This window comes from Mycobacterium hackensackense, from assembly GCF_025822555.1.
GTDB classification, from domain to species: domain Bacteria; phylum Actinomycetota; class Actinomycetes; order Mycobacteriales; family Mycobacteriaceae; genus Mycobacterium; species Mycobacterium fluoranthenivorans.
In genome coordinates this window covers 11,958-28,789 of the sequence record NZ_JACKUC010000038.1, presented here as the reverse complement: position 1 = coordinate 28,789, position 16,832 = coordinate 11,958, and the positions used below count along the sequence as shown (strand labels likewise).

The window sequence follows — 16,832 nt, the reverse complement described above, 5'->3', positions numbered from 1 at the left end:
GGATACTTGGCACGACCAATTCGCCGGCGGTATCAGGCTTCGCATTTCGGATATCACAGCCCGTCTGCTCAATTCACCGCCGTTCAATTCCATGGTGACGCGGAATTACGAATCGCGTCTGGCGCAATACCGTTCGGCACTTCCGCCGGTCAGTGCCGCAGATGCCGCGGTCGCCGCCGCGCTGAAATCGGGTCATATCGCCGGCCGCCGGGTTCGCCTGGACACCGACACCCAGGCCGCCGCCCAGCGCGCCGTCGACTGGCTGCGCGAACGCAGCCTCGCCGAGGCCGTCGAATACCTGCCGCTGCACCTGCTCGAGGACGACCCGGCCCTGTTTCTGTGGGGCCTGAGCGAGGAGAACCTCGACATCGCCGAGCGGCACATCGGACTCCCGGTGCGCTATCACGGGTTGGAGGTGAGGGCCGAACGGGCCGCGTCCCCCGATCCCCGACACCTGGTCCGCCACTGGCACTTCGATCTCGAAGACCGCCGGATGCTCAAGATCATCGTGTATCTGAGCGACGTCGATGAGAGCACCGGACCGTTCGAGTTCCTTCCGCTGGCCGCCAGCGACCTGACCCGGCAGACCCTGCGGGTGCGTCCCGGCCTCACCTTTCTGCCGGACGCGGATGTCACGGCGGCGGTGCCTTCATCGCTTTGGCAACGGGTGACCGGTCCGGCCGGGACGGCGGTGTACGCCGACACGGCGCGGCTGTTGCACCGGGTCAAAGCCCCGACGGGCGGTGACCGATATTCGGTCACCTTCGTCTACTCCAGTGATCGGCCCCGTCACGCGCTGGCCCGGTTCATGCCCCCCGCGCGCATCGTCGAGTCCGTGCTGGAGGATCTGACACCACGCCAGCGGCGGGCCCTGGCAGTACCCGATCGCGCGAGCGGAGAATTCGGCCGAAAGACGTTGCAGCCCTGATCGGTGACGGATCACCGGACCGACCCGTCGAGCAGATCGCGGAACCGCGACGCCGGGTACACCCGCGCACCGGTCGCGTGCACACGTTCGGCCAGGACGCGATCCGAGGTGACGACCGTGATCGCATCCGGGGCGGGATCGGCATGCAGCAGCCGGACGATCTCGTCATCGGCCGAATTCGGCGCGGCTGCCGGAGCGTGCGCGATCTCGATCAGGGTGGAACGGATCGGCGGTGAGGGCCGCCGTTCCAGAACGACGGTCACCCGATGTCCGTCGGCCGCCCAGCCCTCGAGCTTGGTCACCAGCGCGACCATGGCCGCGTGGCGGTCCTTCCACCAGCCGTCCGGGCGCGCGCCGATGACGTTCATCGCGTCGATGATCCAGCGCACGGATGCGACGTTAGTAGAGTCCGGATATGGACTCCTCGGAGCAGCGGCTACGTGATCTCAAGCTGCTGCGCCGGGTCCGGGACCGGATGGACCGCGAGTATGCCCAGCCGTTGGACGTCGAGGCGCTGGCCAGGGGTGTGAACATGTCGGCCGGGCATCTCTCGCGGCAGTTCAAGCTCGCGTTCGGCGAGTCGCCGTATTCGTATCTGATGACCCGCCGGATCGAGCGGGCGATGGCGCTGCTGCGCCGTGGCGATCTGACCGTCACCGAAGTCTGTTTCGCGGTGGGCTGCTCATCGCTGGGGACCTTCAGCACCCGGTTCACCGAGTTGGTCGGCATGCCACCCAGCGCCTACCGCGAGCAGACGGCCGCTGCGGCGGCGGGTTCGGTGGGGCTGCCGTCGTGTATGGAGAAGAACGTGACCAAACCGATCAGGAATCGAGAAGCCCCGGCTGTAGGCCTGCACCTAGCGTGAATCGCATGGCGAACATCGATATCACCATCCACAACACCTTCCTGCCCCATGACGACCCCGAGGAATCGCTGGCGTTCTACCGGGACACGCTGGGTTTCGAGGTCCGCCTCGACGTCGGCTCCGGCAAGATGCGCTGGATCACCGTCGGACCGCCCAACCAACCCGCCACCTCCATCGTGCTGCACCCACCGGCCGTCGGCCCCGGCACCACCGACCAGGAGCGGCGCACCATCGCCGAGATGATGGCCAAGGGCACCTACGCGATCGTCGTGCTCGCGACCAGCGACCTCGACGCCACCTTCGAGCGGCTGCAGGGCACCGACGCGGACATCGTGCAGGAGCCCACCGAGCAGCCCTACGGCGTGCGTGACTTCGCCGTTCGCGACCCCGCGGGCACCATGGTCCGCATCCAGGAAGTGCGATGAACACCGGAGAAGGAAAGGACTCTCACCGATGACCGCGAAATCCGGGAACGACTCCCCCACCGCCCTGATCGATGCGCGCATCCGCGAGGACGACACGATCGACGAGTCGGCGCTGACCGCCCTGGTGCGCGAGGCGATCGAGCTGAACACCGCGCGATGACCCCGGTTGCCGACAGCCACGACCGGATCCGGGTGACCGGCGCGCGGGAGAACAACCTCAAGGACATCAGTCTCGAACTGCCCAAGCGCCGCCTGACGGTGTTCACCGGGGTGTCCGGTTCCGGCAAGAGCTCGCTGGTGTTCGACACGATAGCCGCCGAATCTCAGCGCCTGATCAACGAGACGTACAGTGCTTTTGTCCAGGGTTTCATGCCGACGCTGGCGCGCCCGGACGTCGACGTGCTCGACGGACTGACCACCGCGATCATCGTCGACCAGCAACGTCTGGGCACCGACCCCCGCTCGACGGTCGGTACCGTCACCGATACCGGGGCGATGCTGCGCATTTTGTTCAGCAGGCTGGGCGCCCCGCATATCGGTTCACCACAGGCATTTTCGTTCAATGTGGCCTCGATCAGCGGTGCCGGGGCGGTGACGATGGAACGGGGCGGCAAGACCGTCAAGGAGCGCCGCGAGTTCAGCATCACCGGCGGGATGTGCCCGCGCTGCGAGGGCCGCGGCACGGTCAACGATATCGACCTGAGCGCACTGTACGACGACACCAAGTCCCTCAATGAGGGGGCACTGTCCATTCCCGGCTACAGCATGGACGGCTGGTACGGCCGGATCTTCCGGGGCTGTGGGTTCTTCGATCCGGACAAGCCGATCCGCAAGTACACCAAGAAGGAACTGGACGCGCTGCTGCACAAGGAGCCCACCAAGATCCAGGTGGACGGGATCAATCTGACCTACGCCGGTCTGATCCCGACCATCGGAAAGTCCTTCCTGTCCAAGGATATCGACGCGATGCAGCCGCATATCCGAGCCTTCGTCGAGCGCGCGGTCACCTTCACGGTCTGCCCGGAGTGCGACGGCACCAGGCTCTCGGAGCTGGCCCGCTCGTCGAAAATCCAGGGCCGCAACATCGCCGAGGTCAGCGCGATGCAGATCAGTGACCTCGCCGACTGGATCACCGGGGTCGACGACCCCACCGTCGCACCCTTGCTGACCGCGTTGCGCGCAACCCTGGATTCCTTCGTCGAGATCGGGCTGGGCTACCTTTCCCTGGACCGGCCGTCGGCTACCTTGTCGGGCGGGGAAGCCCAGCGGGTCAAGATGATTCGCCAGCTCGGCTCGTCACTGACCGATGTCACCTACGTGTTCGACGAACCCACCGTGGGCCTGCATCCGCACGATATCGCGCGGATGAACGAGCTGCTGCTTCGACTGCGCGACAAGGGCAATACCGTGCTGGTGGTCGAACACAAGCCGGAGACGATCGCGGTGGCCGACCACGTGGTCGACCTGGGCCCGGGCGCAGGCGCCGCGGGTGGCGAGGTGGTGTTCGAGGGCACTGTCGCCCAGCTCCGCAAGAGCGGCACGCTGACCGGACGCCATCTCGATGACCGGGCCGCGTTGAAGGACACCGTGCGCGAATCCACCGGGGCCATGGAGATCCGCGGCGCCGACATGCACAACCTCGCGGGAGTGGATGTCGATATCCCACTCGGCGTGCTGGTGGTGGTGACCGGGGTCGCAGGCTCGGGGAAGAGTTCGCTGATCCACGGCTCGGTCGCCGGACGCGAGGGTGTGGTGGCCGTCGACCAGTCCCCCATCCGCGGCTCCCGGCGCAGCAATCCCGCCACCTACACCGGTCTGCTCGAGCCGATCCGCAAGGCCTTCGCCAAGGCCAATGGGGTGAAACCGGCGCTGTTCAGCGCCAATTCGGACGGCGCCTGCCCGGCCTGTAAGGGCGCGGGGATCATCTACACCGATCTGGCGATCATGGCGGGGGTGTCGACGACATGCGAGGAGTGCGAGGGCAGGCGGTTCGATTCGTCCGTACTGGCGTACACCTTCGGTGGCCGCAACATCAGCGAGGTGTTGGCCATGCCGGTGACCGAGGCGCGGGAGTTCTTCGGCGCCGCCGGCGGGCAGGAGCGCAGCGACTCGGGGAATCGAACAGGGCAGGAGATCCCCGCAGCGCAGAAGATCCTGCAGCGGCTGGCCGATGTGGGGTTGGGTTACGTGACGCTGGGCCAGCCGTTGACCACCCTGTCCGGCGGTGAGCGGCAACGGTTGAAACTGGCCTCCCAGCTGGCGGAGAAGGCCGACGTCTACGTGCTGGACGAGCCGACATCGGGACTGCATCTGGCCGATGTCGACCAGCTCCTGGCCCTGCTGGACCACATCGTCGACTCGGGCAAATCGGTCATCGTCATCGAGCACCACCAGGCCGTGATGGCGCACGCGGACTGGATCATCGATCTGGGCCCCGGCGCGGGGCACGACGGCGGCCGGGTGGTCTTCGAGGGGCCGCCACGCACGCTGGTCGATGATCGCGGCACACTGACCGGCGATCATCTGGCCGCCTATGTCGGCGCGTGATCAGGTCAGGGCCGAGTACATCAACCCGGACGGGTCGTACCGGCGGCGCACCGCTGCCCACCGCTCCAGGTTGGTGCCGAAGTAGCGGGCCGGCGCCACCCCTGGCTCCACGTAATTGACATAGGCCCCAACCGAATCCGGATGGACCGCCGCGTGTGCATCGGCCAGCCACGCCGTCGCCGCGGCGATGTCCGGCGCCTCGGTGTACCACTGCACACACGCCGCCTGGCGGCGCCACGGGAACGCGGTGTCGCCGGGCTGCTGATCGCCGATCGCCCCGTCCAGTGACTCCACGACGGCGGTCGCGGCACCCGAGGTCACCGGCCAAGCCGACATGGCGGACACCAGCTTTTCCGCCGTGGCCGGTGTCAGCGCCCCGAGGACGTCGGATCCGGCCACGAAGGCCCGCGGCCTGGTGGCGTCCGATCCGCCCGCGAAATAGTGCACCAGGTCCAGATGGCCGAAGGTCTTGACGGTGCTGCGCTGCGGCGCCACCCCGATCGCCGCACGCACGTCGGCGGCCGCGGCCGGGCCGGCACCCGCGGGTGTCGCCAGCACCACCGAGCAGCGCAGCCCGGGGTCCGGGCCCGCGGTGAGGTTCACCATGCCCCAGGTCGATCGCCCGGCAGCACCCAGCCAGCTGTGCCAGCCGGAGATCATCTGCACCGCAGCGGATTCCGGGAATGCCATGGTGACGACATCGCGATCGGCGGTGGCGAAGGTCCGGAAGTGCAACGAGATCACGACACCGCAACTGCCCCCACCGCCGCCGCGTAACGCCCAGTACAGGTCGGCCTCCCGGTCGGCTGATGCGGTGACCATGTCCCCGCCCGGCAACGCCACCACCGCGGAGACCAGCGCATCGCAGCTCAGACCGAAGCGCCGCGCGCCGGACCCGAGACCACCACCCAGGGTGAGGCCGGAGACCCCGACGCTCGGACAGCTGCCGGTCGGGATGGCGCGTCCGAAGGCAGCCAAGGCGGTCTGGACCGACGCCAGATCGGCCCCGGCTGCAATGGTCGCCACGCCGGTTGCCGGGTCATAGCTCACCCCGCCGGGCAGTCCACGCAGATCGAGCACGAGCGCAGAGTCGGCGGCAGACGCGCCGATATAGGAGTGCCCGCCGCACCGCGGTGTCACTTTCAGCGCATGGTCGGCGGCAAAGCGCATCGCCTTCTGCACGTCGCCTGTCGAGGAGACCGAGACGACGGCCGCCGGCGTGGCATCGTCGTACCGGGCGTTGAAGATGCGCTTGGCCGAACCGTAGGCACCGTCGGCCGGGAGGATGACGGCTCCGTCGATACCCTCGGCCAGGGCGCGCCAGTCCGGGCGACCTGCGGCGGTCGATGCGGGGCTCACCCCTGGCTGCGATGTCGCGGGCGCGCAGGCGCCCAGTGCCGCACCGGCGAGCAACCCGAGCGCACCGCGCACGAACGTCTGCCGTGCCAGCTCGACCATGGGATCAGGATGCCAGAGACCGAACACCGCATTGCCGTACTTGACACCTGTCAAGTATGGTGTCGGGCATGCTCGCCCAGGACGTGCTCACCACCGTGCCCACCACCACCGCCGAGGCACTGGAGGTGTTCGACGCCGCCCCTGCGGTGGAGCCGGAGTTCATGCTCGGCACCTGGCGCGGCGCGGAGGTGCCCACCGGGCATCCGCTGGACGGTCTGCTGGCCGTCAGCGGATGGTGGGGCAAGCAGTTCCTGAGCGCGGAGAAGGTGCATCCGTTGCTCTTCCCCACCAGGGACGGCAATGCGCTGTGGGCGATGAACCCCGTGTTGGCGTTCGGCAGCCTCGGTGTCGCCACCAAACTGCCTTTCATCAAGCATCTTTCGCTCACCCGGCCCGTCACCGCCCTGCGGCCGGTGTTGCGGACCTCAGCGCCGAAGGCGAGGCTGCGCACCACCCGCTACCGCGGGGTCGACACCGCGACGATGATCTACGACCAACTGCCCATCAACGACGTCTTCCGCAAGCTGTCCGAGGACGAGGTGATCGGGGCGATGGATCTGCGCGGCGTGCCACGCCCCTATTTCTTCGTGCTACGCCGCGACACCTCACTGCCCGTCCTGTGATTTGACCGCCTCGACGAAGTAGCCGCGCGGCACACCCGGCACCTCCATCGGCACGACGGGCGCGGACCATCGCTCCCACGCATTGCCCGGGACCGCGATGTCGGTGACGACCGCCGTCCAGCCATGGCGCTCGGCCAACTCGCCCGGGCTGTCGGAACCGAACAACCACGGCGAGCCTTGTGCGGCCATCGATTCCAGCAGGCCGGCCATCGTCGGCGAATCCAGCAAGGCCTGCCCCACCACCTCGTACAGCAACACCGAAGCGGGTGCCGACAGCGCATCGATGCGAGCGAACAGCGCCCGGACCTCGGCCGCCTCCAGGTACTGCAGCAGCCCCTCGATCAGCCACACCGACGGCGCACCCGTATCGAAGCCCGACGACGTCAGCGCGGCCGGCCAGTCGTCGGCCAGGTCGACTCCGACTGCCACCCGGTGGCAGCGCGGGGCATCTCCGGACAGCAACCGGTCCTTGGCCGCGATGACCGCCGGCTGGTCGAGTTCGTAGACGCGCACTCCGTCCGACCAGTCCAGGCGGTACGCCCGGGCATCCATCCCGGCGGCCAGGATCACCACCTGGCCCACGGTCGCCGTGGCGCGCAGCAGCGCCTCGTCCCAGAACCGCGTCCGCACCACGATCTGAGCGCCTGCCTGCTCACCGGCGGCGGCGATCGCCGCGTCCAGGTTGCGGCGACCGGTCTCACCGGCAAGTTTCTCCGCGAACGGATCCGTGAACAGCCGGTCCTCCCGCACCGATTCTCTGGCCCGGATGGCCGCTACCAGCAGAGCTGTGCCGGCCACCGCTTCTCGCGTCTTGTGCATGGAGTCATCCTTGCCCGTGCCGGCCCGCGTGACTTGGATATTTCTGCCCGAGCTCGACATGGCTTGGCAGCCAGGACCGGCGGTCGGCGTACTGCGACGGCGTCATGCCGGTGAACTCCCGGAATTCACGGACGAAATGTGACTGGTCGAAATACCCGAGATCGGCCGCGATATCCGCGCCCCGCCCGGCGTTTCCGTCGAGTCTGCGCAGCGCGCCCTGCAACCGCCGCACCCGCTGATAGGCCTTGGGCGTCAGTCCCACTTCCGCCCGGAACCGGTCGGCCAGCCGCCGCGCTGACCAGCCCATCTCCGCGCGGACCTGCGAGATCCGCACCGAGGGGTCCGATTCCACCGATCGCAGCACCGCCATGATCTCGGCGCTCGGACGGCGTTGGTGCAGCCGGCGCCGTTCCCGCAGAAATGCCTCGACGAGCGTGATTCGGTCGCGGGCAGTGCGCGCATCCAGGAGCTGTTCGTGCAACTGCGCAGCCGGCCGGCCGCAGACATCGACCAGACCCGCGCACACATTCTCCAGCGCACCCATCCCGGTGCCCAGGAATCCCAGCGCGCCGGCGGGTTTGAAGTGGACGGTCATCACGGTCTGCGCCGCGTCGATACCGGTGATGTACGAGTTGGTTCCGGCGCCGACAATGAACGCGGACGGCACCTCGAGCCGGGTGCACCCGTCGCCGGCATAGAAGTCGACCTGCGCCCGCCCGCTCACGTCGATGACGACCGTCGCCGCGCCACGTGGCAGCGCGCGGCTGCGATGCGGTTCGCCCGCCGCACGCTCCCAGTAGCCGTAGTAGTCGACGACTTCGGCGAGCGCCGGGCCCGGCCGGTACAGCCGCGGACCCGTCACCGGTCCCCGCCGTGGTGCTGCCGCCACTGGGAGATCCTGCGGCCCACCGCATCCGCCGCTGTCGTCGCCGCCTGGCCGACACCGTCGGCGATGCCGCCGAGACCGTCGCGAATACCGCGGATCAGCGGATCGTCCGACTGGTCGAAACCATCCTTGTAATGCCGGGCCGTCTCGGTCACGTCATCGACCCAGCCGGACGTGTCCTCGGACCGCCGCGGGTAGTCGCCCGCCAGCACCGCGCCGTAGCCGCCGGTGTCCACCCACGCCGTCAGCGCCGCGGCCCGCAGCACCGAGAACGGGTGGGTCTGCAACTCGAGATTGAGCAACTTGAGCAGTCCGTCGCGCATGTCGCCGGTGCGTTCGTACTCCTGCGCCTGCGCCAGGAAGGCCTGCGAATCCAGCTTGTCCAGGTGCCCGCCGCCGGCGAGTTTGAGTTCCACCCGGATGGCCACGTCGACATCCTGGGCACACAGCAGTCCGGCGCGGTCCCCCGAAAGTTCAGATTTGCGTTGCCATTCCAGCAAGGCGGCCACAATGGCGCGCAGGGCCCAGCCGCCGATGGGGATGAAACCGAACGACGAGGCCAGCCGCATCAGATGCATGACCATCGTGCGGTACACCGCGTGCCCGGATAGTGCATGGCCGAGCTCGTGGCCGATCACGAAACGCATCTCGTCGTGCGACATCAGGTCGTAGAGCCCCGAGGTGATCACGATGAACGGGGTGTCCATACCGATCGTGTAGGCGTTGGCCAGCGGTGACTGCGTGACGAACAGCTCCGGCTTGGCCGGGGCGTCGAGTACCTGCACGCATTCGTCGAGCAGGGCATCGAGATCGGCGAACTGCCGCGGCCCCACCCGCGCTGCGGACGCCAGGTACAGCAGCCGGTGCTGACGCTCGCGCAGCGCGCCGGACAGTACCTTGAGCACCTGGTCGAAACCCTTGAGGCGGCGCAACGCCGTCAGCGCCGTGCGATCGGCCGGGTGCTCCCACGCGCGCGAGCTGATATCGGGGAAGACGGTTCGTGCCGTCGCCGGTGTGTGCTCCATACAGCTGCCTCCCTCGGTCGGCAGCTCAACCCTACGCAATCAGCGATTTGTGCACGCCTACCGGCGCTTACCGCCGGAGAACGTGCACAAATCGCGAGGGGGGGCGTCAGGCGATGATGCGTCCCAGATACGGCGTCATGGTGTCGGTGCGCACCGGCGAGACTGCGACGCCCTGGCTGGTGGTCTCCACCATCTGGCCGTTGCCGATGAACAGCGCCACGCTCTGGGTGCCGTCCGGGCCGTAGAAGATCAGGTCGCCCGGCAGCGCCTGCGCGGGCAGCACCTTCTGGGCCACCTTGTACTGCTCACCGGAGGACCTGGGCAGTTTGAGGCCGACGCCGGCGAACGCGTAGACCATGAGGCCGGAGGCGTCGAACCCGACGACGTTGGCGGACGGGTCGGCTACAGGAGATGCCGCCGTGGGCGCGGCCAGTCCCGGGAAGTTCAGCCCGGGCACCAGACCAGGGGTGCCGGCGGCCACCTGCGGGGTGCCGAATCCGGTCGCGGGGTCGGCGGCCAGTGGTGTGACCGCTTGCGGCACACCGACACTCGGGCCGTTGGCGTTTCCGCCGCCGTAGGTGAAAGGAACCCCGCGCTGGGACAGCGCGCGCTGGATCACGAAATCGATCGCCTGCTGGTTGCGCGCGGGCCGGCCGAACGGGTCCGCCGCGGCGATACCGGGGGTGGCCAGCAGCACTGCCAAGCCGATCAACAAGGCACAGATGCGCTTCATCCGAACCTCAACTCTCTGCAACTCACGCGGGATTCACGGTGTGACGTCGAAATTGACGGCCACTGAAGACAGTTCTACCGGCTTTTAGGGCAACCGCCCAAACTCAGTGCGGCACAACGCTGATGAGATGCAATACCGTGACACAAAAGTGACCGTGACACGAAAAAGCACCGGCCGGTCGCGCGAATCCGCACGACCGGCCGGTGCCGTCGAACTGGGCGATCTACTGAGCGGCGGACAGTGCGGCGTCGTAGTCCGGCTCGCTGCCGATCTCCGGGACCAGCTGGGTGTAGGCGACGTTACCGTCGGCACCGATCACCACGATGGCGCGTCCGAGCAGGCCGGCCATCGGTCCGTCGACGATGGTGATGCCGTAGTCCTCGCCGAAGCTGTCGCGGAAGGCCGACGCGGTGGTGACGTTCTCGATACCTTCCGCACCGCAAAAGCGCTTCTGCGCGAACGGCAGGTCCTTGGATACGTTGACCACGGTGGCACCACCCGCGGCGGCCCGCTCGTTGAAGGTCCGGACGCTGACCGCACACACCGGCGTGTCCACCGACGGGAAGATGTTCAGCACGACGGGCTTGCCGCTGAACTGCTCATTGCTGACGACACCGAGGTCGGTGCCGGTCAGAGCGAAGCCGGGGGCCGGAGCGCCCACAGCAGGAAGCTCGCCAATGGTGTTGATGGGGTTCCCACGCAAGGTTATCTGTGCCATGGCGACCAGTCTGTCAAAGACCGGGTCCGGCGTGCAGGCCAGGGGCGCGATTGCGGGTACGGGCCGGACAAGCTGGCAGGATGGCACGGTGTTCGTCCTTCCCCACGCGGTGGCCGCCATGGCGGCGCGGGGCCCGCAGTGGCAGGCGTGGGTGGACCGGCTGCCCGCGATCGTGACCGGACAGCTGAGGGACTGGAGCCTGACCCCCGACGGCGTCCCGGCGCACGGATTCTGCTCGGTCGTGCTGCCGGTGCGCGCCGATGACGGCAGTGCCGCGGTGCTGAAGGTGGCCTTTCCCGACGACGAGTCCGAACACGAACACCTGGCGCTGCGACGGTGGGGTGGCGCGGGTGCTGTACGGCTGCTGCGTGCGGACCCGCACCGGCGGGCCATGTTGCTCGAACGGCTGCACGAACGAAACCTCAACGAGCTCTGGGATATCGAGGCATGCGAGGTGGTCGCCGGGCTCTACGCCCGGATACACGTCGCCGCGCTACCGCAACTGCGACCACTGACCGGATTCATCCGGGAATGGACGGCCGAACTGCGGAAGCTTCCCCGCAGCGCCGCGGTGCCGCGCCGGTTGGTGGAGCAGGCGATCAGTCTGGGCACCGACCTCGCCGAGGACCCTGCCAGCGGGGGCACACTCATCCACGGCGACCTGCACTACGAGAACGTGCTCGCCGCCGACCGGGAACCGTGGCTGGTGATCGACCCGAAACCGATGAGCGGCGATCCGCATTACGAGATCGCGCCCATGCTGTTCGACCGCTTCGACGAGTTGGAGGGGTACGTCCGGGAAGGGGTGCGCCGCCGGTTCCACACGATGGTCGACGCCGCCGGGTTCGACGCCGACCGGGCCCGGGCGTGGGTGATCGTGCGGATGATGCACGACGCGATGTGGGAGCTCACCGAGAACGACGTACCCGACGCGCACTATCTGACCACCTGCGTGGCGATCGCCAAGGCGGTTCAGGACTGATCCGCTGGGCCCTCAGATTCGCACCGGCAGCGACGAGATGCCACGCAGCGTCACATTGGGCTTGTAGACGGGCTCGCCGCCGAGGCGGGCATCCGGGAACCGGGCGGTGACCGCCGACAAGGCGATCGATGCCTCCAACCGCACCAGTGCGGCGCCCAGGCAGAAATGAGTGCCGTGGCCGAAACCCAAGTGCCGGATGACTTTTCGGTCCGGATCGAACTCGTCGGGTCGCTCGTTGGCGGCAGGGTCGCGATGCCCGGCGGCCAGCAGCACGATCATCGTGTCGCCCTTGGGCACCGTCACGTCCGGTAAGACGATGTCCTCGGCGGCGATGCGGCCGAGCAGCTGGGCCGGCGGATCGAAGCGCAGCGTCTCCTCCACCACGCGCCCGGCCCGGTGCCGGTCGGCGCCGAGTGCGATCCATTGCGCCCGGTCGCGAAGCATCACCAGGATCGCCGTCGTGATGAGGCTGACCGTGGACTCGTGTCCCGCGATCAGCAGCAGGTTGCAGGTGGAGATGATCTCGTCCTCGGTGAGCTGATCGCCGGACTCCTCGACGGCGATCAGCGCCGAGATCAGGTCATCGCCCGGATCGCGACGTCGGCGCTGGATCAAGTCCCGGAAGTACGAGCGCAGCCACTTGCCCGCCTCGATCCGTTCGTGGAAGCCCTCGGGTTTTCCGGTGGCGGCCAGAAACGGGTCCACGGTCTGCCCGAGCAGCGTCGAGGCGTGGCCGAACTGCGGCTCGTCCTCGACGGGCACCCCGAGCAGGCGGCAGATCACCGCAACCGCGAGCGGGTAGGCCAGCCCGGTGACGGCATCGAATTCACCGTTGCGCTGCGCGGTGTCGAGCAGCCCGTCCACCACCGCGGTGATCTCGGCCTGCATCGCGCTGATCACCCGCGGTGCGAAGGCCTTGACCACCAGTTTGCGCAGCCGGGTGTGATCGGGCGGGTCCAGGAACAGGAACGCCGGGGTGCGCCGCTGGTCGACCAGGCCGGCCAGACCGAACGGCCGGGGCTGCTTGCCCTCGGCGATCTGGCGCTGCGCGATGGTCGATTTGTCGCGGTCGCTGGCCGAGGCCGGGTGTCGCAGTACGGCGTCGCAGTGGGCGAACGACGTGAGGACCATGAGATTGACTTCGGGCAGGTGCAACGGGCCGTGCTCACGCAGCTGCTGGTACACCGGATACGGATCCACGCGGTTCGCCGGTGCCAGCGCCTGCGCCAGCAGAAGGTGGGGGTCCGCCCCCGATTGCGATGCCGTCATTTGCTCATTCTGCAATCGCCGCCCGCAGCCGTTCACGCCACCTTTGTGTTCGGTCCCGATCGGTCACCGTGTACTGCGCCAGAAACTCGGCCGCCGGAGCGGCCGGCATGGGTGCCACCGGCAAGAAGCCGTCGACGGGAATCAACGACCGGACCGGTGCGACCAGGTCCCCGGCGAACAGCAGGCGGGTGCCCAGCGCGCAGGCGAACGGCAACTTCGGCAATGCTCCGGCCAGGGCGACGCCCGCCGCGACACCGATACTGCTGACGGCGTCGGAGACCACCACACACGGCAGACCGGACAACTCGGCGATGCGCAGCGCCCGGCGCGCCCCACCCAGCCGACCACAGCGCAAGACGGCGATATCGGCGGCCCCCCGCACGACCTCCAGGTCGGCTGCGTCGTCGGCGTCGGCCGCAATCGGGACGGCCACCCGGGCCCGGACCCAGGCCGTCTGCTCCAGGTCGGCGCAGGGTTGCGCGACGAATTCGAGGGCCCCGGCCGCCTGTTCGAGCGCGGCGATCGCATTCACCGCGGACGCCGGATCCCAGCTGCCCCCGGCGTCGCAGCGGATGACACCCGAGGAGCCCAGCGCGTCCCGCACCGCCGCCACCCGCGCGATATCGTCGGCGAGCAGCCCCGCGGGACCACCGACCGTCACGTCTGCGGTGCCACAGCCGGCGGCCTGCACGATCGCGCGGGCCCGCGCGGCCCCGACGGCCGGCACGCTGACCGCGACGGGAACCCGCCCGCGCACCGGATCGGGCCAGCCGATGGTGCCCGGCTCCGTGGCCGCGGTCAGCCAGCGGCCCAGTGCTGCGGCCTCGGCATCCGGTGGCGGGCTGAACTCCCCCCAGCCCTGCGGTCCTTCGATGAGCATGCCCTCGGCCACCGCCGCACCCACCGGATCGAGGACCGGGAGCGCGAAGACGGGCGCGTCGTCGAAGTCGATCAGAGTCTGCACAATCAAGCGACGCTAGCGGACCACGTATAGCGGGACCAGCATCTCGGCCGCGGTCAGCGACCCGTGATGGCCGACCAGAGTCGACTGCAGTGGTTCGGCACCCGACCGGATGACGGCCCGGTTTCCGGTCGGCACCGCGATGACATCACCGATGCGGGGCGCCACCTGCGCGGCGACCTCCGGGCCGAACCAGCCTTCACCGATCACCTCCTGCCGGGTGAGCACCGTGAAGTCGTCGCTCAACAGTTCCCGCCAGGCCGCGGCGACATCGGACGCCGCCCCAGGCTCGGTGTAGACGTGGCGCGCCCGGGGCTCACCGCCGAGTCCACGCACCCCGGCCTGCAAGAGCGGCTCCCGGTCGAAGTCCACCGGTGAATCGACCGCCACCATGCCGTGGTCCGCGGTGACGATCAGGGCGGCGTCCGCGGGCAGCCGCTCGGCGATGGCCCGGATCGTGAGGTCGACATGGGCCAGCTCGAGCGCCCAGGCCTCCGAATCCGGCCCCCGCACGTGCCCGGTCATGTCCAGGTCGCCGTGATACGCATAGACCAGCGCGCGGTCGCTGCCGCCGAGAGCGGTGAGCACGCCGTCGACCAGATCACCGCAGGAGAAGTTCGGCCGGAACTCGCCACCTCGCAACGCGGCGCGCGTCAATCCAGAACCAGCCTGGTACATCGGCGCCACCTGAGTGACGACGACACCGTCGGCGACGGCCCGCTCGAACATTGTCGTCACCGGCTGAAACTGTTCCGGCACAATCTCTTTCAACAGGTCGACCTTGGGCCCCTGGCCCATCAGTCGCCATTTGAGCGGGTTCATCATGCGCTCGTGACCGGGCACGGCCAGCAGGTAGCCGACGATGCCGTGCTCACCGGCGGGCACCCCGGTACCCAGCGATGCCAGGCTCGCGGCTGTGGTGCTGGGGAAGCCCGCGGTCAGTGTCCTGCCGGTCATCCCGTCCAGGAACGGTGCGGCATCGCGGCGGGCGGCCACCAGTTCGGCACCCATCCCGTCGACCAGCAGGACCGCAACGCGGCGGACACGGTCCAGACCCAGCCCGACCCGGTCGCGCTCCCCCGCCACGCCCAGCGCACCCAGGACGGACGGCAGAAGATCGGCCAGGGCGCCGTCGCCGTAGCGGGGAGTGATGAACATGAGGTCAGGGTAGGCGGCGGGCAGCCTGCCCACGGGAGACGCATCCGCGCCACTACCATGACCGCTGAGCGAGGATTTGGGAGCAACGGTATGAGCACCAGCGCCAGAGCGCGGCGGTTGTCGACGGGAATCGGGGCATTGCTGGGCGTCGCGGCCGCGGTGTTCACGCTGTGTGTGGGTGCACCCACCGCGACGGCCGAGTCCTGCGCCGACGTGGATGTCACCTTCGCTCGCGGGACAACCGAACCGCCCGGACTCGGGGCCGTCGGGCAAGCCTTCGTCGATGAGGTCCGGGCCCGCGCAGGTACCCGGACGGTCAGCGACTACGCGGTCAACTATCCGGCGAGCAATGACTTCCCCACCGCCTCCGACGGTGTCGTCGACGCCATCAGCCACATCAACACCATGGCTGCGAACTGCCCCAAGACCAAGCTGGTGTTGGGCGGCAGCTCACAGGGTGCGGCCGTCATCGGATATGTGACCGGTCCGGCGATCCCACCCGGCTACATCGTGCCCGCGGGGATCAACGGACCGATGTCGGCACAAACGGCCGAGCACATCGCCGCGGTGGCCTTGTTCGGCACGCCGTCGGACGGCGTCGTCGCCACGCTGGGCGCGCCGCCGGTGGTGATCGGCCCGCTGGTGGCGGACAAGACCATCGACATCTGTCTGCCCGGCGACGTGATCTGCGCGGGTGGCGGCGGTATCAGTCTCGTACATGGCAACTACGCGCACACCCAGGCACCGGCCGAAGCGGCCGACTTCGTCGCGCAGCGCGTCTTCTAGAGCCTCACCAGAATCCCCAGCCGCCGGGCTCATCGCCGGGTGTGGACGAATTGCGACCCGTCGTCGGGGGTGCCGGTGGGACGGCGCTGATCGGCTTGCGGGTCACCGGGGTGCGGGTGACCCCGATCTCCGGTTTGCGACGCTGCGTCGGCTCGGTGTCCCGCGGCACGTGATAGGTGGGTTGCTCGGTCTGGGTGGGGAGCTCCTGCGCCGGGTCCGGGTCCGGCAGCGGTGGTGCCGGTGCGGCGCTGGGTGCCAGGGGCGAGCTCGTCGCGGCGGTGGTGACCGGAACCGGCACCGGCTCCGGTCGATCCGGTGCCGGTTCCGGTGCGCGCATCGCCACCACGGTGACCGGAATGGCGACGGCGAGCGCCGCCACTGCGGGGATGACCGCGCGGGTGCGATACCAGGGGTCCGGACGGCGTGGCTGAAAGAGCCACCCCGCGGCGACCGGGGTCTCGGGCGCGGCGTGCCGGGGGCCGGTGGATGCCGGTGCGATATCGAATGTCGGGGCCGCCCCCTCCGCACGGGCGTGCCTGCCCACGTGTTCCGGCGCGGTAGCAGCTGCCCCGAACCAGCCGTCGTCAACGTGGTCCGGCGGGTTGCCGAAATCCGCATTACGGCGAGCGGTCCGCTCGATCATCGGCTA

General features: G+C 68.8%; 19 protein-coding genes. 8 read left to right on the top strand and 11 right to left on the bottom strand.

The features are described 5' to 3' along the window. Positions 1-94 precede the first annotated feature (94 nt). Entirely contained in the window at positions 95-928 is an 834-nt protein-coding gene (locus tag H7J86_RS28810; protein WP_267295105.1) for a phytanoyl-CoA dioxygenase family protein, read from the top strand. 11 nt (positions 929-939) lie between these two features. Here H7J86_RS28810 and H7J86_RS28805 read toward each other — a convergent pair whose 3' ends face one another. Next, entirely contained in the window at positions 940-1,317 is a 378-nt protein-coding gene (locus H7J86_RS28805) for an NYN domain-containing protein (RefSeq protein WP_090357383.1), read from the bottom strand. A gap of 26 nt (positions 1,318-1,343) precedes the next feature. Here H7J86_RS28805 and H7J86_RS28800 point away from each other — a divergent pair, with 26 nt between their 5' ends. From H7J86_RS28800 to H7J86_RS28785, 4 genes are read left to right on the top strand one after another with little or no spacing between them, the layout of a single operon-like run. Continuing rightward, positions 1,344-1,793: a helix-turn-helix transcriptional regulator gene (locus tag H7J86_RS28800; protein ID WP_090357381.1), complete on the top strand. Its 450-nt coding sequence runs from the start codon at positions 1,344-1,346 to the stop codon at positions 1,791-1,793. Positions 1,794-1,807: 14 nt separating this feature from the next. Further along, positions 1,808-2,218: a VOC family protein gene (locus tag H7J86_RS28795; protein WP_220388632.1), complete on the top strand. Its 411-nt coding sequence runs from the start codon at positions 1,808-1,810 to the stop codon at positions 2,216-2,218. Between the two features lie 28 nt (positions 2,219-2,246). Beyond that, entirely contained in the window at positions 2,247-2,378 is a 132-nt protein-coding gene (locus H7J86_RS28790; RefSeq protein WP_267295103.1) for a hypothetical protein, read from the top strand. Further along, positions 2,375-4,765 (top strand): ATP-binding cassette domain-containing protein, encoded by a 2,391-nt coding sequence (locus H7J86_RS28785; protein ID WP_187095609.1) that lies wholly within the window; start codon positions 2,375-2,377, stop codon positions 4,763-4,765. Before H7J86_RS28790 ends, H7J86_RS28785 begins: the two co-directional genes overlap by 4 nt. Here H7J86_RS28785 and H7J86_RS28780 read toward each other — a convergent pair whose 3' ends face one another. Then, positions 4,766-6,223 (bottom strand): FAD-dependent oxidoreductase, encoded by a 1,458-nt coding sequence (locus tag H7J86_RS28780; protein WP_267295101.1) that lies wholly within the window; start codon positions 6,221-6,223, stop codon positions 4,766-4,768. Positions 6,224-6,291: 68 nt separating this feature from the next. On the opposite strand from H7J86_RS28780, the gene H7J86_RS28775 reads away from it, so the two are divergent. Continuing rightward, positions 6,292-6,846: a DUF4334 domain-containing protein gene (locus H7J86_RS28775; RefSeq protein ID WP_267295099.1), complete on the top strand. Its 555-nt coding sequence runs from the start codon at positions 6,292-6,294 to the stop codon at positions 6,844-6,846. Here H7J86_RS28775 and H7J86_RS28770 read toward each other — a convergent pair. The 5 genes from H7J86_RS28770 to tpx form a co-directional block, all read right to left on the bottom strand. After that, a complete protein-coding gene (locus tag H7J86_RS28770) occupies positions 6,829-7,665 on the bottom strand; it encodes an SAM-dependent methyltransferase (protein ID WP_267295097.1) in 837 nt (278 codons plus the stop codon). The genes H7J86_RS28775 and H7J86_RS28770 overlap by 18 nt on opposite strands. Positions 7,666-7,669: 4 nt before the next feature. After that, entirely contained in the window at positions 7,670-8,527 is an 858-nt protein-coding gene (locus H7J86_RS28765) for a helix-turn-helix transcriptional regulator (protein ID WP_267295755.1), read from the bottom strand. After that, a complete protein-coding gene (locus H7J86_RS28760; protein ID WP_267295095.1) occupies positions 8,524-9,576 on the bottom strand; it encodes a M48 family metallopeptidase in 1,053 nt (350 codons plus the stop codon). The genes H7J86_RS28765 and H7J86_RS28760 overlap by 4 nt, the downstream gene beginning before the upstream one ends. Positions 9,577-9,682: 106 nt before the next feature. Continuing rightward, a complete protein-coding gene (gene ripD, locus H7J86_RS28755; RefSeq protein ID WP_267295093.1) occupies positions 9,683-10,309 on the bottom strand; it encodes an NlpC/P60 family peptidoglycan-binding protein RipD in 627 nt (208 codons plus the stop codon). A gap of 223 nt (positions 10,310-10,532) precedes the next feature. Then, positions 10,533-11,027 carry a thiol peroxidase gene (gene tpx, locus H7J86_RS28750; protein ID WP_090357370.1) on the bottom strand — a complete coding sequence of 165 codons (495 nt, stop codon included), beginning with the start codon at positions 11,025-11,027 and terminating at the stop codon, positions 10,533-10,535. Positions 11,028-11,145: 118 nt separating this feature from the next. Between tpx and H7J86_RS28745 the strand changes: the two genes are divergently transcribed. After that, positions 11,146-12,009 carry an aminoglycoside phosphotransferase family protein gene (locus H7J86_RS28745; protein WP_276065909.1) on the top strand — a complete coding sequence of 288 codons (864 nt, stop codon included), beginning with the start codon at positions 11,146-11,148 and terminating at the stop codon, positions 12,007-12,009. A gap of 12 nt (positions 12,010-12,021) precedes the next feature. Here the strand turns inward: H7J86_RS28745 and H7J86_RS28740 are convergent, their stop codons facing one another. The 3 genes from H7J86_RS28740 to H7J86_RS28730 are packed head-to-tail and all read right to left on the bottom strand — an operon-like array spanning position 12,022 to position 15,397. After that, positions 12,022-13,278, bottom strand: a complete 1,257-nt coding sequence (locus H7J86_RS28740; protein WP_267295091.1) for a cytochrome P450 — start codon at positions 13,276-13,278, stop codon at positions 12,022-12,024. Positions 13,279-13,282: 4 nt separating this feature from the next. Continuing rightward, positions 13,283-14,242, bottom strand: coding sequence for an enolase C-terminal domain-like protein (locus tag H7J86_RS28735; RefSeq protein ID WP_187095615.1), 960 nt, complete (start codon positions 14,240-14,242; stop codon positions 13,283-13,285). A gap of 12 nt (positions 14,243-14,254) precedes the next feature. After that, complete coding sequence (locus H7J86_RS28730; protein WP_170847236.1) at positions 14,255-15,397, bottom strand: alkaline phosphatase family protein; 1,143 nt, start codon at positions 15,395-15,397, stop codon at positions 14,255-14,257. A gap of 90 nt (positions 15,398-15,487) precedes the next feature. On the opposite strand from H7J86_RS28730, the gene H7J86_RS28725 reads away from it, so the two are divergent. Continuing rightward, the gene (locus H7J86_RS28725; RefSeq protein WP_267295089.1) at positions 15,488-16,183 is read left to right on the top strand and encodes a cutinase family protein; all 696 of its coding nucleotides are present in this window, start codon (positions 15,488-15,490) and stop codon (positions 16,181-16,183) included. Positions 16,184-16,187: 4 nt separating this feature from the next. Here H7J86_RS28725 and H7J86_RS28720 read toward each other — a convergent pair whose 3' ends face one another. After that, positions 16,188-16,826, bottom strand: coding sequence for a hypothetical protein (locus tag H7J86_RS28720; RefSeq protein WP_267295087.1), 639 nt, complete (start codon positions 16,824-16,826; stop codon positions 16,188-16,190). Positions 16,827-16,832 lie beyond the last annotated feature (6 nt).